This window comes from Demequina litorisediminis (assembly GCF_030161615.1).
In the GTDB taxonomy this organism is placed as follows: domain Bacteria; phylum Actinomycetota; class Actinomycetes; order Actinomycetales; family Demequinaceae; genus Demequina; species Demequina litorisediminis.
On the sequence record NZ_BSUN01000001.1, the window covers coordinates 2,003,684 to 2,028,109 of the forward strand.

Here is a 24,426-nt window from a genome sequence, read left to right on the forward strand (position 1 = left end):
CCGGCCACCAGCCGGGTGGACGCCAGACCAGGAGGCGACATGCGCATCGGCGTACCCACCGAGGTGAAGAACCGCGAAACAAGGGTCGCCCTCACACCCGAGGGAGCGAGGCGGCTCGTGGCCGCCGGGCACGATGTGGTGGTCCAAGAAGGTGCCGGGGCCGGGTCCTTCCTGACGGACGACGCCTACCGGGCCGCGGGTGCCCGCATCGGCTCGCGCGACGATGCCTGGGGCGCCGCGCTGGTGCTGAAGGTCAAGGAGCCCGTGCCCGAGGAATACGCGCTCCTGTCCGACAACCTCCTCTTCACGTTCTTGCATCTCGCCGCCAACGAGCCCCTCGCGCGGGCGCTGATCGCCGCGGGCACCACGGCGGTGTCGTACGACACGGTGCAAGAGGACGACGGCTCGCTGCCCATCCTCGCGCCGATGAGTGCCATCGCGGGTGCGCTCGCCGTGATCGAGGGCGGTCACCACTTGCTCTCGCCCTACGGTGGACGCGGCGTCCTGCTCGGGGGAGCGCCTGGGGTCGCGGGCGCACGGGTGGTGGTGATCGGCGCTGGCGTCGCCGGGACGGCCGCGCTACATCAGGCCGTCGTCGCGGGGGCCGATGCCGTGGTGCTCGACCTCGACGCCGCGCGGCTCGATGCGGCCGCGCAGCGCTACGGTGATCGGGTCCGGGCGGTGGCCTCGAGCCCCGACGCGATCGAGACGGAACTCGCCGATGCCGACCTCGTCATCGGCGCCGTCCTGGTGCCGGGGCGACCGGCTCCGATGGTGGTGCCGCACCGGCTCGTCGAGCGCATGCGCCCCGGCTCGGTGCTCGTCGACATAGCGATCGACCAGGGCGGATGCTTCGAAGACTCCCGGCCGACCACCCATGATGACCCGGTCTACGTCGTCGCCGGCTCCCTCATGTATGCCGTGGCCAACATGCCGGGCGCCGTGGGGGCGACCGCCACCGCCGCGCTCGCCCACGCCGCCGCGGGCTACGTCGACGCTCTGGCCGCCCGCGGACGGTCGGCGCTGGAGAACCTCCCCGCATTGGGGCGCGGACTCAACGTCGATGCAGGAACCCTGCGATGCCGTGCGGTCGCTCAGGCCCATCCGCATCTGCCGTCCCTTCCGCCGCTGCGGGAGGCTGCGGGTCGGTGATACGGCCGATGTGGTGGTCGTCGGCCGTGGGATGCGGCGGACGTGCGTTGATGACCGGATAGTCGTCGAACTCCTCCTCGGCCGCATCGCGGCCGAGCCTGCACGAGGGCCGCGAGGTCCTTCACCTCCCACGCGGTGTGACCCACCAGCCGTGGCGTGATCACCGTGACATCGGCGCGGATCTCCCACTCGTGGACCCTGACCGTCGACTCGAAACCGGGGAAGTCCCACTCCGGTTGGAGGCGCACGCCGATCACATGCTCCGCGCCCAGGCCGAAGCACGCCTCCAGGGGAGGTTCTGGACCAGTCCGCCGTCCAACAGATGACGTCCCTGGTGAGGGACCGGACGGAATACTCCTGGCACCGCGATGGATGCCGCGACCGCGAGCGAGAGCGAGCCGTGGTCGAGCACCACGGCCTCCCTCGTGTTCACGTCGGTCGCGACAGCGGCGAACCGTGTGGGAAGGTCCTCGATCTGCGGGTCGCCGCCGGTGACCTCGGCGAGTCCGTCGAGGAGGGCATCGGCCGTGAGAATCCCCAGGCCGGGCCGCGGCGTCCAGCGCCCAAACGTGCTCCACGACCAATGCACCACGCGGTCGGCAAGGTCGTACGGGTCGATGCCGAGCGCATACGCGCCGCCCGCAATCGAGCCGGCGGACGTTCCCGTGATGATGGACGGCACGATGCCGCGCTCGTGGAGCACCTGCAGGACCCCCACATGGGCGGCGCCGAGCGCGCCGCCACCGCCGAGTGCAAGCCCGAGCCGTGGCATGTAGCGCAAGTCGTCGGTGGCGGCCATGGCCCCCATCGTAGGAAGGGCTGTGCCGGGGCGCTCGGCGGCGCGCCTATCCTTGGTGGCCATGAGCGACTCCTCCTCCGAAGCCCCGCGTAGGCGGGTGCCCGTCGCCGCGGCAGGCGGTGTGGCCCTCGTGGTGCTGATCGGCGCCGTTATCTGGTGGATTGCGGGCGCAGGGGTGTCCGACGATCAGCAGGTGGGCATCGCGGCATGTGAGCGGCTCGCGGTCGACGCGGGGCTGCCGGACATCGCCCGCGGCGATGTTGAGGGCCCCTCGGGAGACGGCACCGTGACCGTCTCGTGGGAGTTCTCGGACGGCACTTATGGCGGCTGCGAGGTCGTGGTGACTGACGCGGCAGCGGGGGAGCCGGTGCTCGTGGGTGACGCCGCGCCGTCGCCGAGCCCCTCGGCGTCACCGTCTGAGTAGCGCTCGCCTGCGCGCTTGAGGCTGCGCGCCAGCCCCGCTACGTTCGAAGGGGACCCGGACGTGAGGAGAGGCATGGACCAGCGCAGGATCGGCACCGCGAGCGTGAGCACGATCGGACTGGGCGGCATGCCCATGTCGATCGAGGGCAGACCCGACGAGGCGCGCTCCCTTGCCACCGTGCATGCCGCGCTCGATGCGGGAGTCACCCTCTTCGATACTGCCGACGCCTACCTCCTCAACCCCGGCGAGACCGGTCACAACGAGCCTACTCATAGCGAGGGGCGTCGACACCTATCCCGGCGAGACCGACAACGTCCTCATCGCCACCAAGGCCGGGACCCTGCGCCCCGGTGACGGCACGTGGTATCAGAACGGCGACCCGGCGTACCTCAAACAGGCGGCCAAGGCCTCGGCGCTACGCATCGGTGTCGACAGCATCGGCCTGTTGCAGTTCCACCGTCCCGACCCGCGGGTGCCGTTCGCCGACTCGTTGGGTGCCTTCGCAGAACTGCTCGATGAGGGAGTGATCCGTCAAGCGGGCGTCTCGAACGTCAACCCGGACCAGATCCGGGAGGCCAACGAGGTGCTCGGCGGGCGTCTCGCGAGTGTGCAGAACCAGTTCTCACCCGCCTTCGTCAGTTCGTACCCCGAACTCGAGGTGTGCGTCGAGCCTGGGCATTGCCTTCCTTCCCTGGAGTCCACTGGGTGGGATGGGGAGGGCAGGGGACATCGGCTCCCACGTTGCCCCCTTCCAGCAGGTGGCCGATGCGCGCGGCGTCTCGGCTCAGCAGGTGGTCCTGGCCTGGGAGTTGGGGCTTGCTGACGTAGTCATCCCGATCCCCGGCGCCTCACGTCCCAGTTCGATTCTTGACTCGGCGGGCGCGGCCGAACTGAAGGCTCAGCGAAGATGACCTGGCGCTCCTAGCCCCAGTGCTGGGAGACTCATGACATGGCTGGACAGCGACTGATCACGAGCGCCTCGCGGACCGCGGGCCTTGCCCTCCTCGCCGACGGCGTGGTGGGTCTCGCCGTCCCCGGGCAGCGCGCCAAGGACTGGGCAGCCCCGCGCGCCCTGTGGCGCCGCTCAGTGCGCCGTGTGGTGGGCGAGGCCACCGGGACGCGGGGTTTCGCGGTGGCAGAGGTAGCGGTGGGGTTGGCGCTCGTCGCAGTGGTGCCGCGCCTGCTGACGCGCCGCTGACGACGCGCAGCACTTCTAGGATGGCGCCATGACCCGCACTGTTGCTGCCATCGTTGCCCGCACTCCCGACGGTCCCCTCGAGCCCGGTGTGGTCGAGCGACGTGAGGTAGGGCCCCGGGATGTGCGCATCGACGTGGTGTGGGCCGGGATCTGCCACTCCGACATCCACACCGTCCGCGGTGACTGGGGTGCCCAAACCTATCCGCTCGCGGTGGGTCATGAGATTGCGGGCGTGGTGGCCGAGGTCGGTGCCCAGGTCGAGGGGCTGGCGGTGGGTCAGCGCGTGGGGGTGGGCTGCATGGTCGGCTCGTGCCGCGACTGCGCGAACTGCCGCGCGGGCCGCGAGCAATACTGCGAGCGAGGTTTCACGGACACGTATGGTGCGCGCGACGCGGACGGCACCATCACGCAGGGCGGCTATACGGCGTCGATCGTGGTGGACGAGCACTTTGTGCTGTCGCTGCCGGATGTCCTGCCGTTCGAGAAGGTCGCGCCCCTGCTGTGTGCGGGGATCACCACCTATTCGCCGCTCCGGCGCTGGGGTGCGGGACCAGGGGTGCGGGTCGCGGTGGTCGGCATGGGCGGGCTCGGCCACATGGCCGTCAAGGCTCGCGGTCGCCATGGGAGCCGACGTCACCGTGCTGTCACAGACGTCCTCGAAGCGGGCCGACGCGCTGGGCTTTGGTGCCGTCGCCCATCATGCGACGAGTGACCCCGCCGTCTTCGATCGCCTGGCGCGTTCCTTCGACCTCATCGTCAACACGGTCTCGGCGTCGCTGGACTTCGATGCCTACCTCGGGCTGCTCGACTTCGGCGGCACGATGGTCAATGTGGGGGCGCCGCCCGAGCCGGCGCCCGTGACGCTGTTCACCCTGTTCACCAATCAGCGTTCGTTCGCCGGCTCGACCATCGGCGGGATTGCCGAGACGCAGGAGATGCTGAACTTCTGTGCCGAGCACGGCATTGTGCCCGAGGTGGAGACTATCCGCGCCGACCAGGTGAACGATGCCTGGGAGCGGGTGCTGAAGTCGGACGTGCGCTACCGGTTCGTGATCGACGCCTCGACCCTGAAGGGTCCGAGCGGCGCTACACCTGCGTGAGCAGCAGGATCCACGCCACCCCGAACGCGATGCCTGCGTAGCCGAGCGCGGTGCCTGTGAGCGCCATGCCGCGCCCGGGAAGGCAGTGGGGGTGCTGGTCGATCTGCCTGAGCGCGCCGTGGCCCAGCACCGTCGCGATCGCGCCGAGCACGATGCCGAGGTAGGGTACGAATCCCAGGCCGATGGATAGACCGCCAAGCGCCAGCGAGATCACGGCCCACAGCGGGCGCTGCAACTCTTCGCGCGGCGGCACCTGAGGCGCGGGGCCGTCGAGGTCGTCCATCGGGTCGCGGGGAGTGCTCATGGGGTCGATCTTCTCAGGTGAAGGTCCCGGAGACGACAAAGCCGCAGGAGTCCGCGCCTTTCAGCGCGCCCTGCGGCTCTTGTGTCGCGAGCATACGACGCGCCCCCGACAGGAATCGAACCTGCGACCTTCGGTACCGGAAACCGGCGCTCTATCCGCTGAGCCTACGGGGGCATGCGGGGTGACCCGCGAGGGTCAAGACTAGCAGGGGGCGGCGGTGGTGCCCCGCACCGTGAGGCTGGGCTCAAGGGTCACCTCGACGGTGTCCTTGTCGCCGTCGATCCTGGCCAGCAGGAGGCGGGCGGCCTCGCGCCCAATCGCCTCGCGCGGTTGCGCCACGGTGGTGAGGCCGGGGCGCACCTGGCGCGCGATCTGGGCGTCGTCGTAGCCCACGATGCTGAACGCCGCGGGCACGTCTAGCCCCGCGTCGAGGGCGTCGTGGAGGAGGGCGGCCGCCGTGCGGTCGTTGCCTGCGAAGCATGCGGTGGGACCTGCGGACCCCACGGCCCCCGCGATGAGGGTCTCGACGCCGCCCTCGTCGACCCAGAGCGTGGTCGAGGGCAGGCCGGCCCTCGTCATCGCCTCGCCGTAGGCGAGCCTGCGCGCCGATGCCGCGGCGCGGTGGGACGAGGCGAGGTGCACGATGCCGTGGTGGCCCAGGTCCTGGAGGTGAGCAACCGCAAGCGCGGCCCCGCGTTCATCGTGGTTGCGCACCACGCTGACGCGGCGCGGCTGCTCGAAGGGGCGGCCCACCATGACGACGGGGCGCCGCGCGGCGGCCGTGTCGAGTGCCTCGGCAGGGAGCATGGCGGAGACGACGATCACGCCGTCGACGCCGAGGTCGAGCATCTGGTCGAGCCTGGCGGCAAGGACCGCGGGATCGCCCTGGCCGTGGCCGATGACGGTGCCGAGCCCGGCGCCTTCCGCGCGAGCCTCGATGCCCGCGACGACGTCCGAGTGGTACGGGTTCGACAGGTCTGACACGAGGACGCCGAGGACCTGGGTGCGTCCCCTCGCGAGGCCCCTGGCGAGCACATTCGAGCGATAGCCCAGCGTGTCGGCGACGGCGAGGATCCGGGTCCGCGTCGCCTCGGACACTCCGGCGTCGCCCCTGATGGCGAGCGAGACGAGCGACTTCGAGACTCCGGCGGCGCGCGCCACATCCACGATGGTGGGCGCCGCGTGATCGGTGGAGTGCACAGCCCGATTCAAGCAGAGATGGAGGTGAACATCCGGAGAACGAAAACGAACATCAGGCAACGCTACTGGAACGCTCCAGACGGGTCTCGTTAGCGTCGCCGTCGTGACCGAGAACCAGCCCATGAACACCCTGCCCACGCCGAGCGCCCTCCTGCTCGACTTTGGGGGTGTCATCATCACCACCGCGAAGCGCCCCACGGGCCTCGAGGACGCCACTGCCCACGTGACTGACCTGCTTGCGCGAGGCCTCATTGACGTGCCCGCCGCTCGGGTGCGGGCCTCCCTTGAGGCGGGGCTTGCCGCGCTGACCCACTGGAAGCACGCCTCAAGCCGCCGCCGGCAGCCACGGGAACTCACGCATCGGGAGATCGTGGGCGACTTCCTCGCCGCCGACCTCCCCGAGGACGCCCGCGCGCTCCTGGTCGCGGAGGCCGCCGAGCTTCTCGACGCCTTGCAGACCCTCATCACCGACCACCACCTGCGCCCCGGCATCCGCCGCTTGCTCGACACAGCCGCGAGCCACGGCATCCCGGTGGGCATCGTCTCCAACGCCCACTCGGGCCGCTCGCATCGCCGCATCCTCGCGGAGTTGGGGCTCTACGACGCGTTCGCGGTCCAGGTGTACTCCGACGAGGTGGGCATCCGTAAGCCTCACCCCGGGATCCTCACGCTCGCCGCCGACGGCCTCGGCGCGCACCCGTCGGCCTGCTGGTACGTGGGCGACACACTCGACCGCGATGTGGTCGCGGGACGCAGGGCGGGCATCGGCCAGGTACTCATCACTCGCGACAAGCACACCGACCACCCGCCTTTCGCGGTCGCGCACACCGCCGATGCCACGTTCGACACCCCCGAAGGCCTCGCCGACGCCCTCGCTGCCTCGCTCGCGTCTGGCACCCGTGCCACGGTGAGCACCGGACCCGACCGGACCGGCGCATCGGCCCGCCGTGGTGCCTTGCTCGTGGACCACGGCGGCGTGATCTCGCTGTCGGAGAAGAACCCCGACGCGATGATGCGGCTGGGGGAGCGGCTCGCGTTCCTGCTGTCGACCCCCGAACATCCCCTCGACCCCGGCGACGCCATCGCGGGCATCGCCACCGCGCGCGAGCGCCGGGCGGCCGCCAAGGGCGACTCGCTCGCGGAGACCAGCCCCCACGAGTTCTGGATGGATCACTTCGGCCGCAACCTCGATAGCCGTGCGCGAGCCGTCCTGGCCGCCGAGGCCGTGGACCTGATGCACCGCTACGGGCGCGCCAAGAGCCGCCGCGTCCTCAGGGACGGCGTGCGCGAGGCGTTCGAGGAGTGCCGCGCTCAGGGGATGCCCGTCATCGTGGTGTCCAACACGTTGTCAGGGCGCGCGGTGCGCGACGCATGCCGGGAGCACGGCCTCGCCGAACTCATCGGCGCGTACGTCTGCTCCGACGAGGTGGGTGTGCGCAAGCCCGATGCCGACATCGTTCGCGAGGCCCTCGCGATCGCCGATGCCGACCCCACCGCCACCTGGTTCTACGGCGACAAGCCGCATGCCGACGCCGCGGGAGCACTCGCGGCAGGCATCAGTCGCCGTGTCATCGTCCGCGGCGGAGCCGTCGCGGACGCCCCCATCGACGAGGCGCTCCGCTCGGGCCTCGCCACCGACGTCGTCGACGACGCCACCGGGCTCACCGCCCTGTTGCGCGACGCCGTCAGCATCTCCCTTCAGTCCTGACCCCACCATCCAGCAGCATCCCTTCCCAAGGAGCAGACATGTCCCAGACCACCGTTCCCGATGAGCGGGCCGGCCGTCTTCGAGGCACCGCCGCAGGAATCCGCCGCGACCTGAGCGGGTCGCAGAAACTCATGATCTTTGTCCTCTCGATGGCGCTCTCGGGCGTCGCGAACATCGTCATCGAGGTCATCCCCGAGGTATCGATCGGACCCGTCGACGTGTCCGTCGCCTACTTCGTCTTTGTGCCGCTGACGCTCGTGGCCCTCCTCAACCCGTTCTGGGCCGCTCTCGGCGCCCCCGTGGGAGAGGTCATCTTCGTCGACCTCCTCATGGGCGACTTCTCCGGCCTCGCCGAGATCGAGGGCATCATCCAGATGTTCCTCGCGCTGTTCATCGCGGGCTCGATGATCCGCAACCCCAAGAACCGCCTGCAGATCGCGCTGGCCGCCGTCACCGTCGTCGTCATCGACAAGGCACTGTCTGCCATCGTGGACCTGTCCAAGGTATGGATCGGCGTCGAGGACGCAGAGTTCGTCGAGGGTCTGCCCGAGTCGATCCTGCTGCTGGAGGGCATCGGTTTCGCCGTCGACATCCTCATGACGGGTGTCCTGTTCGGTGTGATCCCCGCCATCTGGCTCATCCCCGCCCTCCACGGCCGCATCGAGCCGCTGCTCGGCATGCGTCCCCGCGTCCCCGGCGAGCCGATCCAGGGCTCGGCGCCGCGCACAGGACTGTTCGTGGGTGTCGCCCTTGCGCTGGCCGTCGCATCCTTCTTCTTCGCCTTCCTTGAGGCCTGGGACGTGACGCTCGGCACGGTCGACACCGACTGGCTGGGCGAATACGGCTCCGGCTGGCTGTGGGTCGGCGTCGGCGCGGCCGCGATCGCCTTCCTCGTGGGCGTCGCGCTCGTCGGCTCAGCCGCAACAAGACCGAGGACTAGCGTCCACGCCGCGGGCGCCCGCTCAGGGCGCCCGCGGCCCCTCTGCACTGGAGTGCCCCCGCATGAACCCCATCATCGAGATCGATCGCCTGAGCTTCCGCTATCCGGGCGCCGAGCGCGACAGCCTGCGCAACGTGTGCCTGACCATCAACGAAGGTGACTTCGTCGCCGTCATCGGCGGCAACGGCTCCGGCAAGACCACGCTGTGCAAGACCTTCAACGGACTCGTCCCCCACTACTGGGAGGGCGACTTCGCCGGCGAGGTGCGCGTGGACGGCATCGACACGTACGAGTCGTCGGTCGCCGTACTGTCGTCGACGGTGGGCTACGTCTACCAGGACTTTCAGAATCAACTCGTGCGTCCCCGGGTGCGTGACGAGGTCGAGTTCGGTCCCACCAACTTCGGGATGCCCGACTATGCCGAGCGCGCCACCGAGGCGATGGAGATGCTCGGAATCTCCCACCTCGCAGACCGCTTCGTCTGGCAGCTGTCCGGCGGCCAGGCACACCTCACGGCACTGGCCTCCGTGCTGGCGATGCGCCCGCGGATCATTGTGGTCGACGAGCCCGTGGCGGAGGTCGACCCCGCCGGCGCCCACGCGCTGTACGAGCGTCTGACTGAACTCAACCAGATCCACGGCATCACCGTCATCGTGATCGAACACCACGCCGAGTTCATCGCCCAGTACGCCAAGTCGGTGGTGCTCATGCACGACGGCGCTCCCGTCTGGCACCTCCCGGCCCCCAAGCGGCCGCCCGTGCCGCCGAACTCGCCGCTCACGGCATCCCCGCGCCGCAGATCGTGGCCGCGTGCGAGGGCTCGAGCTCGCGGCCGCGCCCCGTACCGTCGAGGAGGCGGCCGCCGTGCTGCGCACCGCAGGCGCACACCAGCGCGCGTCGTGGACGGCCGATGCCGTCGCAGGCGCCGAGAGCCATGACCCCACCGTCGGTGACGAGCGCCGCCCGGTCGCGGTGGCATCGGCCGTCTCACACGGCTACCGGTCGGTGGCGGGCGATCTCATGCCCGTCCTCACCGACGTCGACCTCACCATCCGCGCGGGCGACCGGGTGGCGCTGGTCGGAGGCAACGGCGCCGGCAAGTCGACCCTCATGCGCTTGCTGTGCGGGCTCCAGGTGCCGCGCGGTGGCTCGGTCACGCTGGACGGCATCGACACCAAGAAGTCGTCGGCGACCAGGCTCGCTGAGCACGCCGCCTACCTGTTCCAGCGGCCCGAGCAGATGTTCCTCAAGGACTCGATCCGCGCCGATGTGCGACTCTTTCCCGCGGGACGCAAGCGCGCCGACGCCGACGCCCTCGTGGATCGCGTCCTCGACCGCGTGCGCCTGAGCGACTTCGCCGACCGCGACGGGCGCACCCTGTCGGGCGGCCAGCAGCGCAGGGCGACCCTCGCCATCGGCCTTGCGATGACGCCGTCACTGCTCCTTGCCGACGAGCCCACCGCGTCGCTCGACGTGGCGAGCCGCGACTCGGTCATCGCGATGCTCGACGAACTCTCCGGGGCCATCGCCGCCGCAGTGGTCGCGACCCATGACATGCACCTGGTCGCCGAATGGGCCACCCGCGTGATCGTGCTGGGTGGCGGGGAGTGTTGGCCGACGTCACGCCGTCGGAACTGTTCGCCTCGGACGCCCTGCTCAAGGGCGCTCACGTGGTGCCGCCGCAGATCACCGCGCTCGGATGCGCCCTGGGTATCGACCCGGCGCCGCTGTCGGTGGAGCAATGGAACCGGGCCGTCGCGCTCGCGGAATCGGAGGTGACGGCATGAGCCGCAAAACCCGGGACTTCTTCTCCGTCGAATGGGTCAAGCCTGGAACTGATTCGTACCGCGTATGCGACCCGCGGCGGACTGTTCGCCAAGATGGACCCGCGCATGGTGATCAGTTGGTACCTGATCCTCGCGGTGGTGCCGTGGCTCACCCATGACCTCGTGACGATCATCGCACTGTTTGGCATCACGGCGGCGTCCGCGGCGCTGGCTCGGGTGGGGCCACTGGTGCTGGGGCTGTTCCTCATCGGCTTCATCACGGACTTCGCCTACGCGTTCGGTGCCGCCTGGGTGTTCGGTGGTGATCACGAGACCGCGCTCGCGCTCGTGGAGATCACGCTGAAGGCTCGCGACAGTGTCGCTTGCCTCGATCGCGGCGTTCGTCTCGCTCGACCCCGAGGAGCCTCAGCACCGGCCTGCTCGCGTGGAAGGCGCCAGAGCCTGCTTGCCTTCGGCGTCTCCTACGGCTACCGCATGATGCCCATCCTGTTCGAGGAGTTCGGCACGGTGTTTACCGGTCTGCGCCTGCGCAGCCCGCAGGGCAAGAAGGGCTTCCTCGGGCTACGAGCCCTGTGGCGCTGGGGCACGTGGGCGGTCCAGGCGTTCTATCCGATCTTCCTCAACACCGCGAAGTCGGTGCGCACCACCGTCGAGTCGCTCGAGACCAGGGGCTTCACCGCCGCGCAGGGCAGGGACCTCCGCATCGCGCGCCTGAGCATCGGCGCGCTGGACGTGGCCGTGGTCGCTGTGACTCTCGTGGCGGTGGTGGGGGCGTTCCAGGCCTGGGAGCGCTGTTCACGATCGCGTGAGCGGTGGGGGCGCGGCTTATCCTTGTCCGTCGGTAGTCGGCGGCACAGGAGGAGACACATGAGCCACGCAGCGGACGTCACGGTCATCGCCACCGGCGGCACCATCGACAAGGAATACCTGCTCTCGGGTGACCTCGCGGTGGGAGAGCCGGCGGTGACGCGCATCCTGCACACCATGGTGCCGTCGGTGACGGTGCGCGTGGTGGGAGTGCTGGCGATCGACAGTCGTGACATGACGGATGCGGACCGCGACGTGCTCGCGCGCGAGATCGGCGCCGCCGAGACCAGGGCGATCGTCGTGACCCACGGCACCGACACCATGGCGGATACGGCGGAGTATCTCGCCGCGCGAGTGGCGGACGGCGTGACCGTGGTGCTGACAGGGGCGCTGCGTCCCGAGTCCGTCGCCGGGAGTGACGCGCACGTCAATGTGGGCTTTGCGCTCGCGGCGGCGCAGGTGGCGAGTCCGGGCGTCTACGTCGCGATGGGCGCGCGGCTGTTTGCCGCCGGGGCGGTGCGCAAGGACCTCGCGACCGGTGCGTTCGTGGACAGCCCCGTGCGCCCCGCGAGTCACTACCGCCCGGTTTTCGCCTCAAGCGGGCACTTAGCGACTCGCAGGGCAACAGTGACGGCCTACGTCACCGTCCCCGCCTGCCAGGGCACGAACTCGTCGGCGCCGAGGTCCAGTTCCTCGGACACCGTCTGCTTGCCCGAGGCGACGGCGAGGATCGTCTCGAAGATCTCCCGCCCCACCTCCTCGAGCGTCGCGGTGCCGTCGACGATGCGGCCGGCGTTGAGGTCCATGTCCTCACGCATGCGCTCGAAGGTCTCGGTGTTGGTCGCGACCTTGATCGACGGCGAGGGCTTGCACCCCAGCACCGACCCGCGGCCCGTCGTGAACACCACGACCGTCGCGCCGCCGGCCACCAGCCCGGTGACGGACACCGGGTCGTAGCCGGGGGTATCCATGAAGGTCAGGCCCGGCAGGTCGATCTTCTCGGCGTACTCGCGCACCGCGACCAGGCTCCGACGTGCCCGACTTCGCGACCGCCCCGAGTGACTTTTCCAGGATGGTCGTCAGCCCGCCTGCCTTGTTGCCTGGTGACGGGTTGTTGTCCAGGGTGCCGCCGCCTGCCTCCGCGTATTTCTCCCACCAGTGCAGCCGGGCGACCAGGGCATCGGCCACGTCCTGTGACACCGCGCGGCGCAGCAGCAGGTGCTCGGCGCCGTAAACCTCGGGCGTCTCGGCCAGCGCCGAGCGCCCACCTTGCGCGATGAGCAGGTCGCTCGCGAAGCCGAGCGCCGGATTGGCGGTGATGCCGCTGTACCCGTCGGAGCCACCGCAGTTGGTACCCAGGACCAGGGCCGATGCCGGGGCCGTCTCGCGTCGGAGCGCCTCGACGCCGGGGAGCATCGACTCGATGGCGGCGACCCCCGCACGCACGGTGGCGCGGATGCCGCCCGTCTCCTGAATGGTGAGCGTCGTGACCGGCAGGTCCTCGCGCAGGGCCACCCCGTCCAGGATGGTCGCCGCCGGCAGCATCTCGCAGCCGAGCCCGAGCACCAGCAGGCCCGCCATGTTGGGGTGCGAGGCGTAGCCCTGCAGGGTGCGCCGGGTGACCTGCGCGCCTTCGCTCGTGGGGACCAGCCCACAGCCCGTGTCATGCGTGAGGGCCACCACTCCGTCGACGTGCGGGAAGGCGTCCAAGACAGGCCCGCGGAACTGGTCGGCGATCATGCGTGCCGTCGACGCGGAGCAGTTCACCGACGTGACGATGCCGATGTAGTTGCGCGTCCCCCACGTGCCGTCCGAGCGCCGGTAGCCCTCGAACGTGCGGTGCTCGGTCGCCGGCACCGTGGGGCGGCGGTCGACCCCCACCGCGATCTCGCGCTCGCCGTCGTCCATGCCGAGGTTATGGGCGTGGACGTGGGCGCCGGCGTGAATAGGCGCGGTGGCGCGGCCGATGACCTGGCCGTACTTGCGCACGGGAGCGCCCTCGGCGATGGCCCGCAGCGCCACCTTGTGTCCGCGCGCGACGTTCGAGCCGACCGTCAGGTCGCCGTCGGGAGTCCCGCGCAGCATGGTGCCACCGGGCAGGTCGCGCGTCGCCACGGCGACGTCATCGCCTTTGGCGAGCACGATGGTGACGTCGGCGAAGTCCACCGCCGATGCCGTGGACGGCGCGGTCATACCGTCACCGCCCGGAGGTCCGCCACCGCGGAGCGCACCGCGCCACGGAAGCGGTCGTTGCCAGCCAGGGCGGCGGGGAAGATGCCGCTGCCGTCGATGAGCCGATCGGCCAGCCCCTCCATCGGCCCCACGGCGAGGCCTCCCAGGCGTGCCGCGAGAGGGTCGTCCAGTTCGACGCGCCGGCCGGAGACCTCGAGGCTCGCCCGAGGTGGTCGCCCGCACATAGAGCATCCACGCCGCGACGGCGCGGGCGACCGCATGGGGCACGGCGCCGGCGGCAAGCCGGTCCTGGGCGGTGGCAAGGAACCGGATGGGGAGCTTCTGCGACCCGTCCATCGCGATCTGCACGGTCGTGTGGCCGATGGCCGCGTTCGCGAACCGTGCGAGTACCGACTCCCGGTATGCGGCCAGGTCGATCTCCTCGACGCGACCCAGCGACGGGATGGCGTCCTCGTCGATGAGTGCCCGAGCGTAGGCGTGCAGGTCGGGGTCGGCCACCGCATCGGCGATGAGCGCGTGGCCTCGCAGCGCGCCGAGGTACGCCAGCGCCGAATGCGTCCCGTTGAGCACGCGCAACTTGGCGTGCTCGTATGGGCTCACGTCGTCGGTGGGCGCCCCGGCCTCCTCCCACGCGGGCCGCGGCCCGGCGAAGCGGTCTTGGATCACCCATTGCATGAACGGCTCGGCGACGACGAGCCCCGCGTCACTCGCGCCCAGCAGGGCCGATGCGGTGGTCCGGTGGGCGTCGGTCGTCGCGGGCACGATGCGGTCCACCATGGTGGCGGGGAAGGTCGCCGAGGAGCGCAGCCAGTCGCCGAACGCGGCTGCGCCCGCCGCCGGGCAGGCGTCCACGATGGCGTGCACGAGGGCCTCCACCTGCGGGCCGTTGTCTATCAGGTTGTCGCACACCAGGACCGTGACGGGCTGGCCGCCCGCATGCCAACGGTGCGCGAGGCCGCGCAGGAGAAGTCCCACCGCACTACGAGAGGTGACGGAGGCATCGGCCGCACCGTCGATCTCGCGGGTGAGGACCTCGAGGTCGAAGGCGAGCGCCGCGTCGGCGAGGTCGGGGCCGCCGCCTGCCGCGCGCCGGTAGCCCTTCTCGGTCACGGTGAGTGACACGAGGTGCGTGGCGGGGGCCGCGATGGCGGCGAGCACGTCGCCCGTCTGTTCGGCAGGGAACAGGACGTCCCGCACCTGGCCGATGATGTCGAGACGAGTGCCGACGTCGGACAGGCCGAGTACCCCGTACAGGCCGTCCTGCGGTGCGAGCCTGCTCGCGGACCCCTGCGCTGCGCTGGGTGACGCCCACGATGCCCCAGCGGTCGTCGTCGGTCGCGGCCGCGGCGGCCTGGGTGAAGACCGCCTGGTGCGCACGGTGGAACGCGCCGATGCCAAGGTGGACGATGCCCGGGGCCGCGGTGCGGTCCAGGTCGGCAGGGGGTGGACGCCGTCGGGAAGCCCTGCCGCTGTCAGGGCGGCGAGGGAGGCGGCGTTCAGGCGGGGCAGAGACGTCATTGTCATCCTTCCGAGGGTCAGGGGCGCGCGGGTCCCGTCGAGTCCCGCACCACGAGGCTCGACGGGCAGGCGGATGGTGGGCGGCTCGACGGCGTCGTCGAGTCCCTCCAAGAGAGTGGTGGCCTCGTGGCCGGCGCGGGTGAGGGGCAGGGCGACGGTGGTGAGGGCGGGCGAGACGTAGGACGCGGCGGGAATGTCGTCGAATCCCACCACGGACACGTCCTCGGGAACGCTGAGGCCGCGTGTCCGCAGGCGGCTCATCACGCCGAGCGCCACCAGATCGTTGTAGGCGAGCACCGCTGTCGCCCCCGCCGCGACCACCAGGTCAGCGGCGGCGACCCCGCCCTGGTGGACCGGGCGTTGTCCGCCGATGTCGACGATGTCGAGCCCGGTGACCTCGCCCAGCGCGGCGCGGCGTCGGCCGTCTGACCACGACGTCGCGGGCCCCCCGACGTACGCGATACGCCGGTGCCCTAGCGCGCGCAGGTGCTCGAGCGCGGCGTGCACTCCGCTCGCGACGTCGAAACTCACGGACGCCAGGCCGTCCACCTCGCGATTCACGATGACGACCGGGCCGTGCGAGGCGATGGCGCGGATTTCGTCCTCGCCGATGCGCGGCGAGCACAGCAGGAGTCCGTCGACCCCCGGCTGGAGATCTTCGACGACCTCGCGCTCGGCGCGCACGTCCTCGTCGGTGTCGGCCACGAGGACGGAGCGGCGCGTGCCGCGCGCCTGGGCTTGCACCCCCTTGGCGACCGTGGCGAAGAAGGGGTTGGCGAGGTCGGGAAGGACAAGGCCGAGATGCCTGCTGCGGCCCGAGGCGAGCGCCTGGGCGGAACGGTTGGGGCGGTAGCCCAGGCGATCGGCTGCCTCCAGCACCCGGTGGCGTCGTTCGATCGAGACCGATGCGGGGGCGCTCAGCGCGCGCGATGCCGTGGCGGGGGACACGCCTGCGGCGAGCGCGACGTCCTGCAGTGTGGCCATGCTTCGCTCCTTTCCGCGTGGCGCAAGAACCCTCCCATCATGGCACATGAGTTTTCATCTTGGTAAGCGCTTGCCGTTTTGGTTTGTGCGTGAGACAGTGGTCGGAGCGCCGTGAAAGCGCATTCAAAGTTTTCACGTGGCGCGCCGCCGCAACCAGGACGAGGAGGTCCAGGTGACCGCCACCACCACGCCGCTCAGCACCCTTCACGACGACAGGCTGCTGCCCGCCCAGCCCGAGGAGCGCGCGATCGCCCGCGAACTCTTCGCCGCCACGCGGTCGCTTCCGCTCGTGTCGATGCACGGGCACGTCGACGCGGCGATGCTGGCCCAGAACGCGGCGTTCCCCGACCCCGCCTCGCTGCTCGTGATCCCCGACCACTACCTGGTGCGCATGTTGATTTCGCAGGGCGTCTCCCACGACTCGCTCGGCGTCTCGCGCCGCGACGGCGGGCCGGTGGAATCCGATGCGCGCGAGATCTGGCGCGCCTTCGCCTCGCGCTGGAAGGCTGTTCCGCGGCACCCCCACCAGGCTGTGGATGGAGCACGTGCTCGAGGAGGTGCTCGGCGTCACCTCGCGCCTGAGCGCCGAGAACGCCGACCAGACCTTCGACGCCATCGCCGAACGCCTCGCCGAGCCCGGCTTCCGCCCCCTCGCGCTGCTCGACAGCCTCCACATCGAGATTCTCGCCACCACCGATGCCGCCGACGATCCGCTCGCGTCGCACGCCCGGCTTGCCGCGGACGGCTACGGCGAGCGCGTGGTGCCCACCTTCCGGCCCGATGCCGTGGTGAACCTCGACCGGCCCGACTGGCTCGCGAGCGTGCGCGCCATGGGGGAGCGTGCAGGCGTCGACATCGTCAACTACGCGACCTACATCGAAGCCATCGAGTCCCGCCGGGCGGCTTTTGTGGCCGCCGGTGCCCGCGCCACCGACCACGGCCACCTGTACGCCGAGACCGCTCCGCTCAGCCCCACCCAGGCCGACCGCATGCTCCAGGCCGCGCTCGCGGGCAAGGTCGATGCGGCATCGGCCAGGATCTTTGCGGGCCACATGCTCACCGAGATGGCGCGCATGTCCTGCGAGGACGGCCTCGTGATGCAACTCCACCCGGGGGTGCTGCGGGACTATGACGCCAGGGTGTTCGCCGAGCGCGGCCCCGACGTGGGCTACGACATCCCGATCCCCATCGACCACGCCAAGGCGCTGCGCCCGCTGCTCAATCTGTATGGCCACGATCCGCGCCTCACCCTGGTGCTGTTCACCGTCGACGAGGACGTGTTCGGCCGCGAGCTCGCGCCGCTCGCGGGGTCTACCCCGCGGTGCGCCTCGGTGCCCCATGGTGGTTCCTCGATACGCCCGATGCGATGCGCCGCTTCCGTGACACCGTCACCGACACCGCCGGCTTCTACAACACGGCCGGGTTCGTCGACGACACCAGGGCGTTCCTGTCGATCCCCGCCCGTCACGACGTGGCCAGGCGCATCGACGCGGGCCACCTGGCGCGGCTGGTCGCCGAGCATCGGCTGTCCCTCGAGGAGGCGGCCGAGACGGCCATCGACCTTGCCTACGAGATCCCCCGCGCCGTCTACCCGGCCATCTCCCGCTGACCCCGATTGGAAGAGCGCACCGTGACTCAGGTTGCCGACCAGAACCCCACCGCCCCGCCGCGCTATGAGAGCGCCGACGGACCCAGTCCGCTCGTGATGCCGGTCTTCGAGACGCCTGCGGCCGACCGGCCGCGTACCCGCTACGCGGTGATCGGCACCGGTCACCGGGCGGGGATGTACGTCGACGCCATCACCGGTGACCATGCCGATGTCGCCCAGATCGTCGCGTGGCTGGACCGCAACCCTGGCCGCATCGACTACTACGACGCGGTGGTGGGGGAGCGGTCGGGCTCCAACGGACCCGCGGGGCTGCCGCGCTACGACGCCGACGGCCTCGAGGCGATGATCGCCGAGCAGTCGGTGGACACCGTCATCGTGACCACCATCGACGCGACGCACGCCGAGATGGTGGACCGCGCCATGAGGGCGGGCGCCAACGTGGTCGTGGAGAAGCCTCTCACCACCACCGCGGAGGGCTGCCGCACCATCACGCGCGCCGTCGCGGAGACGGGGCGCGACCTCGTGATGACGTTCAACTACCGGTACGCGCCGCGCAACTCGACGCTGCGGGAAGTGATCGCCTCGGGGCGCATCGGCCGCGTGACCGCCGTCCACTTCGAGTGGGCGCTCGACACGGTGCATGGCGCCGACTACTTCCGCCGCTGGCACCGTCATAAGGAGAACTCGGGGGGCTGCTGATCCACAAGTCCTCGCATCACTTCGACCTCGTCAACTGGTGGCTCGGCGACGTCCCCGAGCGTGTCTACGCGCGCGGCGGCCTCAAGTTCTACGGCGGCGACAACGCCCGCGCTCGCGGCCTTGGCGAGCGCCCCACGCGTGGCACCGGCGTCGAGGGCGATCCGTTCACGCTTGATTTGCGGAACGACCCGCGGCTCGAGGAGCCTCTATCTCAAGTCCGAGCACCACGACGGCTACCTTCGCGACCGGGACGTTTTCGACGACGGCATCGACATCGAGGACAACCTTGCGCTGGTGGTCGACTATCGCTCGGGCGCCGTCATGACGTATTCGCTGAACGCCCACGCCCCGTGGGAGGGCTACCGCGTCACGGTGAACGGCACCGAGGGTCGCGCGGAGTTGGAGGTCGTCGAACGGGGTGCGGTCATCGCCGACGAGGACGGCCGCGTGACGCTCGACCCGTCCGCCACGCCCGAGGGGCTGGCCGCCGATGCGCTGCGCCCGCACGGCGAGAAGGCTGGTGGTGCAGCGTCACTGGGAGGCGCCCGTCGAGGTGGACATCCCGGCGGGCATCGGCGGTCACGGGGGCGGCGACGCGATCCTGCTGATGGAGGTGTTCCGTCGCGACCTGCTGGTGGGTGAGGACCCGCTGAGGCGCGCGGCGGGATACCGCGATGGCCTGCGTGCCGTCTCGGTGGGCATCGCGGGCAACGCCTCCCTCGTGTCTGGCGAGCCGGTGGACATCGCGCGCCTCGACCTGGGGGAGTCGCTGTGAGCGACGTGCTGGCGGGCCTCGGACGGCACCGGCTGGTGCCGGTGGTGGTACTGGATTCTGCAGCGGATGCTTCGGGTTTGGCCGATGCTCTCGTGGCCGGAGGCTTGCCGGTGGCAGAGGTGACCTTTCGCACGGCCGCGGCCGTGGAGTCGATCCGCGTCATGGCCAAGCGTGGGGACATGCTCGTGGGCGCCGGCACGGTGCTGACACCTGAGCAGGTGGATCAGGCGGCCGACGCCGGAGCGTCGTACATCGTCTCGCCCGGATTCAGCCGCGAGGTGGTGTTGCGGTGCGCCGAGCGCGGCGTGCTGGCGCTTCCTGGCGCGGTGACGGCCTCCGAGGTGATGGCCGCCGTTGATCTTGGCGTGACGACCGTGAAGTTCTTCCCCGCAGAGACCTCGGGTGGTGCCGCGGCGGTGAAGGCGCTCGCGGCGCCGTTCAAGGACGTGAGGTTTGTGCCCACGGGCGGCGTTGGGCCGAAGAATGTGCGGGACTACCTGGCCATTCCGTCGGTCCACGCGGTGGGTGGGTCGTGGATGGTCCCCAGGGAACTCATCGCGTCCGGTGACTTTGATCAAGTGCGGCGTTTGACGGCCGATGCCGTGGCGCTGGTGGGCAGGGAGGCCCTGGTATGACCGTGCTGAACGTGAAGCCCGCTTCCGAGTGCCGTTTCGATGCGGTGTCCCTTGGCGAGGTGATGCTTCGCCTGGACCCCGGCGAGGGCCGCATCCGCACCGCGAGGAATTTCACCGCCTGGGAAGGCGGCGGTGAGTACAACGTGTCTCGCGGCCTCGCGCGGGCGTTCGGCTACCGCACCGGCGTGGTCACCGCGCTGGCCGACAACGAGGTGGGCCACCTGGTGGAGAGCCTCATCCTCGCCGGCGGGGTGGACGTCTCGCACCTGGTGTGGAAGGCCTACGACGGCATCGGCCGGTCGGTGCGCAACGGCCTGAACTTCACCGAGCGTGGCTTCGGCGTGCGCGGCGCCGTGGGCGTGTCCGACCGCGGCCACACCGCCGCCTCGCAACTCAGCGCCGACGATGTCGACTTCGACCACCTGTTCGGGGAACTCGGCGTGCGCTGGCTTCACACCGGTGGCATCTATGCGGCGCTGTCCGACACGGCCGCCGAGACCGTGATCGCGGCCGTCGAGGCCGCCCACCGTCACGGCACCGTCGTGTCCTATGACCTGAACTACAGGCCGAGCCTGTGGAAGGCCATCGGGGGCAAGGAACGGGCGCAGGAGGTGAACCGGGCCATCGCCCCGCACGTGGATGTGATGATCGGAAACGAGGAGGACTTCACTGCTTCGCTCGGCTTCGAGGTCCCGGGCGTCGACGAGGACCTCGCCGAGGCTCGACGTCGCGGGCTTCGCGTCGATGATCGGCGCGGCTGCGCAGGCGTTCCCGAACTTCCACGTCATCGCGACCACGATGCGCGGCGTGAGGTCCGCGACCGTGAACGACTGGGGCGCGTTGGCCTGGTCGCGCGACACCGGAGTGGTGCGTGCCACCCAGCGGGACGGGTTGGAGATTCTTGACCGCGTGGGTGGGGGAGACTCCTTCGCGAGCGGCCTGATTCACGGCCTCCTCGAGGGCGAATCCTTGGAGCGCGCCGTCAGCCTCGGTGCCGCCCACGGGGCCCTGGCCATGACCACCCCGGGCGACACCACCATGGCCACCAAGGCCGAGGTGCACAAGGCTCGCCGCCGGGGGAGGCGCGCGCGTCGACCGCTAAGCCACAGCATCGGCCGCCTGGCCCGCCGCATGCGTGCGGGCGGGACATGGAGGTCACTTTTGCGCGAGATGTGGCACTCATGTCCCGCCAGGGCGACGTCGGGGCGTGAGCCCGAGCGGGTTGCCGCTTGGTCGTGTTACTGTACCGACCAGACGGTTAAGTAATTCGAAGGGACTTCACTCATGTCTGTGGCACGTCGTTGGGCCGCGCTCTCGGTGCTCGTGGGTGCCGTGCTGCTGCTCGCCATCGACAGCACGGTGCTGTACCTCGCGGTGCCGGCGCTCTCCGCTGACCTCGGCGCCACCTCCACGCAGGTGCTGTGGGTGGGAGACATCTACTCGCTCGCCATCGCGGGCCTTCTTGTCACGATGGGCAACCTCGCCGACCGCATCGGCCGCAAGCGCCTCCTGCTGATCGGTGCCACGGGCTTCGGCGCCGCCTCTATCCTCGCCGCGACCGCGTCCAGCCCCGAGATGCTCATCGCTGCTCGGCTGCTCCTGGGCGTCGCGGGCGCGACCCTGATGCCCTCGACCCTGTCGCTGATCCGCAACGTCTTCCCCGACCCCACGGAACGCACGCGCGCGATCGCCATCTGGTCGGCGGCCGCGGCCAGCGGACTTGCCGTCGGCCCTCTGGTGGGTGGCGCACTGCTGGAGCACTTCTGGTGGGGTTCCGTGTTCCTCATCAACGTGCCCGTGGTCGTCATCCTCGTCATCGCCGGCGCATGGCTGCTGCCCGAGTCGCGCGGCCCCGCGGACGGAGGATTCGACCTCGTGTCGAGCGCGTTGTCGATGGCCGCGATCATTCCCTTCGTCTATGTGGTGAAGAAGGCGTTCGGAGGAGACCTCGGTGGTGCCACCCTCGTCGCGGCGCTCATCGCCGTGGCGGCCGGCTTCGCCTTCGTGCGCCGCCAGCGCACCTCGCAAGCGCCGATGGTCGACGTGCACCTGTTCCGCGTCCCGGAGTTCGCCGGAGCCGTGGCGGTCAACTTCATCACGGTGTTCGCGCTCAGCGGTGTCCTGTTCTTCTTCTCGCAGTACCTGCAGGCTCGCACGTGGCATGAGTCCGCTCCAGGCGGGTGTGGCGCAGTTGCCGATCGCCGTCGCAGGCATGGCGGTCGCGCTCGTCGTCGCCGTAGCGCTGCGCGCCTATGGCAGGGGACCGGCCATCGCCGGTGCCCTCGCCCTGGCCGCCGCGGGGCTGGTGCTCTTGGCCATGGTGGAAGGCGCATCGTCCTACTGGTGGGTGGCGCTCGCGCTGATTCCCGTGGGACTGGGCATCGGGATGTCCGAGACGCTCAGCGTCGACGCCGTCGTCTCGGCGGTGGAGCCGCAGAAGGCAGGTGCCGCGTCGTCGATTTCCGAGACCGCCTACGAGCCTGGGCGTGGCCATGGGAATCGCGGTGCTGGGATCGCTCGCCTCGCTCGCGTACCGCCTCCACCTCGACGTGCCCGCCGGCACGTCTCCTGAGGCCTCAGCGGCCGTCGAGGACTCGCTGGCGACGGCATCGGCCGTCCTGGAACCCGGCGACCCGCTCCTGGTGCAGGCGCAGCAGGCCTTTACCGACGGCATGCAGATCACCACGGTCGTGGCGGCCGCTGTTCTCCTCGTGGGTGCCGCGGTGGCGTGGCGTAAGATCCCGGCCAACCGCACGGCGGTTCTGGTGGAGCACGGAGGGTGATGGCATGGGGCGCGTCGAGGGACGGACGGCCGAGGACACCAAGCGCTTGATCCTCGAGGCGGCGAGCCGGGTCGTGTTGCGTGATGGGCTCGCCGCGAGCCTCGCCGCCGTCGCCGCCGAGGCGGGCGTCTCCAAGGGGGCTGCTCTATCACTACGCCTCTAAGGCGGCGCTGACCGAGGCGCTTGCGGTGGAGCCTGTACGAGTCCTTCCGCCGCTCGGTTCACGACGCCGTTGCCGACGGCGACGACCGGCCCGGAAAGCTGCTGCGCGCTTACGTCCGGGTCTCCATGGCCGATGCCCGCGACGCGGCCGGCCTGCGTGACAGCGTCGCGCTGGCCGCCCACGTCATGGGAGAGCCCGCGCTCCAGCACATCGCCGACGCGGATGCGCGGCGCTGGCGCGAGGAGCTCGCGGACGACGGCCTTCCGCCGCGCGTGGTGCGCCTGGTGGTCGCCGCGAGCGACGGGGTGAGCGTGGCGCCCCTGTGGGGGACGTCGCTTGCCCACGAGGACATCCACGCGCTCGAGGAGGAGCTCCTCGAACTGACTCGGCTTCCGTAACTCCTGCGCCTACGCGGGGCTCCAGGGGGCGAGTGCGCGTAGGCGAGTGACGTGGCCGGGGTTCAGGTCGGCCACCGACGCGACTCCCAGGAGTTTCATGGTCCGCACGATCTCGGTGCGGAGGATCTCGATGGTGCGGTCGACGCCCTCGCGCCCGCCCGCCATCAGCCCGTAGAGGTACGCGCGGCCCACCAGCGTGAAGTCAGCGCCCATCGCCAGAGCCGCCACCACGTCGGCCCCCGACATGATGCCGGTGTCGAGGAGGATGGTCGCCTCGGGCCCGAGCGCGCGGCGCACGGTCGGGAGCAGGTGGAACGGCACGGGGGCGCGGTCCAACTGGCGGCCGCCATGGTTGGACAGCACGATGCCGTCCACGCCCAGGTCCCACACGCGCCTGGCGTCGTCGACGGTCTGGATGCCCTTCACGACCACCTTGCCCGGCCACTGGTCGCGAATCCATGCGAGATCGTCGAAGTCGACGGTGGGGTCGAAGAGTGCATCGAGCAGGCTCGCCGATGGTCCCATTCCACTCCGAGAGCGAGGCGAACGCGAGCGGCTCGGTGGTGAGGAAGTTCCACCACCACTCGGGCCGCGGGATCGCGTTGAGCACCGTCCGCGGCGTGAGCCTGCGGCGGGATGGTGAAGCCGTTGTAGGAGTCCCGCAGGCGCGCGCCGGCGACCGGCACATCGACGGTGACGAGGAGGGTGTCGAAGCCGGCATCGGCGGCGCGGGAGACGAGCCCCATCGATTTGTCGCGGTCCTTCTGCATGTACAGGCTGGAACCAGTTGCGGCCCTCGGGGTTGGCGTCGCGCACCCCCTCGGGGGAGGTGGTGCCCACGGTGGACAGCGAGAACGGAATCCCTGCCGCGCCCGCCGCGGAGGCGCCCGCGCGCTCGCCCTCGGCGTGCATCATGCGCGTAAAGCCGGTGGGGGCGATACCGAAGGGCAGCGCCGACGGCCCGCCCAGGATGTCCACCGAGGTGTCCACGGCGGACACGTCGCGCAGGATCGCGGGGTGGAACTCGATGTCGCGGAACGCCTGGCGGGCGCGCCCGAGCGACAGGCTCGAACTCCGCCGCGCCGTCGGTGTAGTCGAATGCGCCTCGGGGCGTGCGACGCTTCGCGATCGCGCGCAGGTCCTCGATGCGGTGCGCCTTGGCCAGGCGTCGCCTGCGACCGTTCGGGTCGAAGCCCTTGAACCGCATCAGCGGGGCCAGGTCGGCGGGACGCGGGACGCGTCGCTCCATC

Annotated in this window: 18 protein-coding genes, 1 tRNA gene and 8 pseudogenes; 19 read left to right on the forward strand and 8 right to left on the reverse strand. The window is 70.5% G+C overall.

What is annotated here, in order from left to right:
• Window positions 1–39 precede the first annotated feature (39 nt).
• Entirely contained in the window at window positions 40–1,152 is a 1,113-nt protein-coding gene (ald, locus tag QQK48_RS12340; protein ID WP_284328650.1) for an alanine dehydrogenase, read from the forward strand.
• Here the strand turns inward: ald and QQK48_RS12345 are convergent.
• On the reverse strand, window positions 1,095–1,400 hold the full coding sequence (locus tag QQK48_RS12345) for a hypothetical protein (RefSeq protein ID WP_284328651.1): 306 nt from the start codon (window positions 1,398–1,400) through the stop codon (window positions 1,095–1,097). The two genes, ald and QQK48_RS12345, sit on opposite strands and share 58 nt — an antisense overlap.
• 5 nt (window positions 1,401–1,405) lie before the next feature.
• Window positions 1,406–2,014 carry a patatin-like phospholipase family protein gene (locus tag QQK48_RS12350; RefSeq protein WP_284328652.1) on the reverse strand — a complete coding sequence of 203 codons (609 nt, stop codon included), beginning with the start codon at window positions 2,012–2,014 and terminating at the stop codon, window positions 1,406–1,408.
• Between QQK48_RS12350 and QQK48_RS12355 the strand changes: the two genes are divergently transcribed.
• The 4 genes and pseudogenes from QQK48_RS12355 (at window position 2,013) to QQK48_RS12370 (ending at window position 4,673) form a co-directional block, all read left to right on the forward strand.
• Window positions 2,013–2,375: a hypothetical protein gene (locus tag QQK48_RS12355; protein ID WP_284328653.1), complete on the forward strand. Its 363-nt coding sequence runs from the start codon at window positions 2,013–2,015 to the stop codon at window positions 2,373–2,375. The two genes, QQK48_RS12350 and QQK48_RS12355, sit on opposite strands and share 2 nt — an antisense overlap.
• A 72-nt stretch (window positions 2,376–2,447) precedes the next feature.
• Window positions 2,448–3,271, forward strand: a pseudogene (locus QQK48_RS12360) (aldo/keto reductase); the annotation flags it as partial.
• A gap of 53 nt (window positions 3,272–3,324) precedes the next feature.
• Window positions 3,325–3,573, forward strand: a complete 249-nt coding sequence (locus QQK48_RS12365; RefSeq protein ID WP_284328654.1) for a hypothetical protein — start codon at window positions 3,325–3,327, stop codon at window positions 3,571–3,573.
• Window positions 3,574–3,601: 28 nt separating this feature from the next.
• Window positions 3,602–4,673, forward strand: a pseudogene (locus QQK48_RS12370) (NAD(P)-dependent alcohol dehydrogenase).
• Here the strand turns inward: QQK48_RS12370 and QQK48_RS12375 are convergent.
• The 3 genes from QQK48_RS12375 to QQK48_RS12385 form a co-directional block, all read right to left on the reverse strand.
• Window positions 4,660–4,977 carry a DUF4190 domain-containing protein gene (locus tag QQK48_RS12375; protein ID WP_284328655.1) on the reverse strand — a complete coding sequence of 106 codons (318 nt, stop codon included), beginning with the start codon at window positions 4,975–4,977 and terminating at the stop codon, window positions 4,660–4,662. The pseudogene QQK48_RS12370 and the gene QQK48_RS12375 sit on opposite strands and share 14 nt — an antisense overlap.
• Window positions 4,978–5,077: 100 nt before the next feature.
• Window positions 5,078–5,151, reverse strand: a tRNA-Arg gene (locus QQK48_RS12380).
• 27 nt (window positions 5,152–5,178) lie between these two features.
• Window positions 5,179–6,177, reverse strand: coding sequence for a LacI family DNA-binding transcriptional regulator (locus QQK48_RS12385; protein WP_284328656.1), 999 nt, complete (start codon window positions 6,175–6,177; stop codon window positions 5,179–5,181).
• 103 nt (window positions 6,178–6,280) lie between these two features.
• Between QQK48_RS12385 and QQK48_RS12390 the strand changes: the two genes are divergently transcribed.
• The 5 genes and pseudogenes from QQK48_RS12390 to QQK48_RS12405 form a co-directional block, all read left to right on the forward strand.
• Complete coding sequence (locus tag QQK48_RS12390) at window positions 6,281–7,885, forward strand: HAD-IA family hydrolase (protein ID WP_284328657.1); 1,605 nt, start codon at window positions 6,281–6,283, stop codon at window positions 7,883–7,885.
• Window positions 7,886–7,923: 38 nt separating this feature from the next.
• Window positions 7,924–8,985, forward strand: a complete 1,062-nt coding sequence (locus QQK48_RS12395; RefSeq protein ID WP_284328658.1) for a DUF8171 family membrane protein — start codon at window positions 7,924–7,926, stop codon at window positions 8,983–8,985.
• Window positions 8,888–9,763 (forward strand): energy-coupling factor ABC transporter ATP-binding protein, encoded by an 876-nt coding sequence (locus QQK48_RS21915; RefSeq protein WP_431308342.1) that lies wholly within the window; start codon window positions 8,888–8,890, stop codon window positions 9,761–9,763. Before QQK48_RS12395 ends, QQK48_RS21915 begins: the two co-directional genes overlap by 98 nt.
• On the forward strand, window positions 9,690–10,604 hold the full coding sequence (locus tag QQK48_RS21920; protein ID WP_431308343.1) for an ABC transporter ATP-binding protein: 915 nt from the start codon (window positions 9,690–9,692) through the stop codon (window positions 10,602–10,604). Before QQK48_RS21915 ends, QQK48_RS21920 begins: the two co-directional genes overlap by 74 nt.
• An 875-nt stretch (window positions 10,605–11,479) precedes the next feature.
• Window positions 11,480–11,938, forward strand: a pseudogene (locus tag QQK48_RS12405) (asparaginase domain-containing protein); the annotation flags it as partial.
• Between the two features lie 116 nt (window positions 11,939–12,054).
• Here QQK48_RS12405 and QQK48_RS12410 read toward each other — a convergent pair.
• Together QQK48_RS12410 and QQK48_RS20075 are read right to left on the reverse strand one after the other, a co-directional pair.
• Window positions 12,055–12,390 (reverse strand): hypothetical protein, encoded by a 336-nt coding sequence (locus QQK48_RS12410; RefSeq protein ID WP_431308425.1) that lies wholly within the window; start codon window positions 12,388–12,390, stop codon window positions 12,055–12,057.
• A gap of 118 nt (window positions 12,391–12,508) precedes the next feature.
• Window positions 12,509–16,162 (reverse strand): annotated as a pseudogene (locus tag QQK48_RS20075) (UxaA family hydrolase); the annotation flags it as partial.
• Between the two features lie 488 nt (window positions 16,163–16,650).
• On the opposite strand from QQK48_RS20075, the pseudogene QQK48_RS20080 reads away from it, so the two are divergent.
• From QQK48_RS20080 to QQK48_RS12460, 9 genes and pseudogenes are all read left to right on the forward strand, one after another.
• Window positions 16,651–17,328: pseudogene (locus tag QQK48_RS20080) on the forward strand (glucuronate isomerase); the annotation flags it as partial.
• A gap of 152 nt (window positions 17,329–17,480) precedes the next feature.
• Complete coding sequence (locus tag QQK48_RS20085) at window positions 17,481–17,723, forward strand: hypothetical protein (protein WP_348523791.1); 243 nt, start codon at window positions 17,481–17,483, stop codon at window positions 17,721–17,723.
• A gap of 96 nt (window positions 17,724–17,819) precedes the next feature.
• Window positions 17,820–19,197: pseudogene (locus QQK48_RS12435) on the forward strand (Gfo/Idh/MocA family protein).
• Window positions 19,194–19,832 (forward strand): bifunctional 4-hydroxy-2-oxoglutarate aldolase/2-dehydro-3-deoxy-phosphogluconate aldolase, encoded by a 639-nt coding sequence (gene eda, locus QQK48_RS12440; protein ID WP_284328659.1) that lies wholly within the window; start codon window positions 19,194–19,196, stop codon window positions 19,830–19,832. The pseudogene QQK48_RS12435 and the gene eda overlap by 4 nt, the downstream one beginning before the upstream one ends.
• Window positions 19,829–20,737, forward strand: coding sequence for a sugar kinase (locus tag QQK48_RS12445; RefSeq protein WP_348523611.1), 909 nt, complete (start codon window positions 19,829–19,831; stop codon window positions 20,735–20,737). Before eda ends, QQK48_RS12445 begins: the two co-directional genes overlap by 4 nt.
• Window positions 20,631–21,098 (forward strand): PfkB family carbohydrate kinase, encoded by a 468-nt coding sequence (locus QQK48_RS20090; RefSeq protein WP_348523612.1) that lies wholly within the window; start codon window positions 20,631–20,633, stop codon window positions 21,096–21,098. Before QQK48_RS12445 ends, QQK48_RS20090 begins: the two co-directional genes overlap by 107 nt.
• Window positions 21,099–21,116: 18 nt before the next feature.
• A pseudogene (locus tag QQK48_RS12450) lies at window positions 21,117–21,920 on the forward strand (MFS transporter); the annotation flags it as partial.
• 124 nt (window positions 21,921–22,044) lie between these two features.
• Window positions 22,045–22,404, forward strand: coding sequence for a hypothetical protein (locus QQK48_RS12455; protein ID WP_284329391.1), 360 nt, complete (start codon window positions 22,045–22,047; stop codon window positions 22,402–22,404).
• Window positions 22,405–22,798: 394 nt separating this feature from the next.
• Entirely contained in the window at window positions 22,799–23,176 is a 378-nt protein-coding gene (locus QQK48_RS12460) for a hypothetical protein (protein ID WP_284328660.1), read from the forward strand.
• A gap of 9 nt (window positions 23,177–23,185) precedes the next feature.
• Here QQK48_RS12460 and QQK48_RS12465 read toward each other — a convergent pair.
• Window positions 23,186–24,425 (reverse strand): annotated as a pseudogene (locus tag QQK48_RS12465) (alpha-hydroxy acid oxidase).
• Window position 24,426: the final 1 nt, after the last annotated feature.

Coding starts and splice junctions, on each gene's coding strand:
- QQK48_RS21915 (WP_431308342.1), top strand. CDS start 8,888: ATGAACCCCATCATCGAGATCGATCGCCTGAGCTTCCGCTATCCGGGC.
- QQK48_RS12375 (WP_284328655.1), bottom strand. CDS start 4,977: ATGAGCACTCCCCGCGACCCGATGGACGACCTCGACGGCCCCGCGCCT.
- QQK48_RS20090 (WP_348523612.1), top strand. CDS start 20,631: ATGCGCGGCGTGAGGTCCGCGACCGTGAACGACTGGGGCGCGTTGGCC.
- QQK48_RS12355 (WP_284328653.1), top strand. CDS start 2,013: ATGAGCGACTCCTCCTCCGAAGCCCCGCGTAGGCGGGTGCCCGTCGCC.
- QQK48_RS12350 (WP_284328652.1), bottom strand. CDS start 2,014: ATGGCCACCAAGGATAGGCGCGCCGCCGAGCGCCCCGGCACAGCCCTT.
- QQK48_RS12410 (WP_431308425.1), bottom strand. CDS start 12,390: ATGGATACCCCCGGCTACGACCCGGTGTCCGTCACCGGGCTGGTGGCC.
- QQK48_RS12365 (WP_284328654.1), top strand. CDS start 3,325: ATGGCTGGACAGCGACTGATCACGAGCGCCTCGCGGACCGCGGGCCTT.
- QQK48_RS12455 (WP_284329391.1), top strand. CDS start 22,045: ATGGCGGTCGCGCTCGTCGTCGCCGTAGCGCTGCGCGCCTATGGCAGG.
- QQK48_RS20085 (WP_348523791.1), top strand. CDS start 17,481: ATGCGCCGCTTCCGTGACACCGTCACCGACACCGCCGGCTTCTACAAC.
- QQK48_RS12445 (WP_348523611.1), top strand. CDS start 19,829: ATGACCGTGCTGAACGTGAAGCCCGCTTCCGAGTGCCGTTTCGATGCG.
- QQK48_RS12395 (WP_284328658.1), top strand. CDS start 7,924: ATGTCCCAGACCACCGTTCCCGATGAGCGGGCCGGCCGTCTTCGAGGC.
- ald (WP_284328650.1), top strand. CDS start 40: ATGCGCATCGGCGTACCCACCGAGGTGAAGAACCGCGAAACAAGGGTC.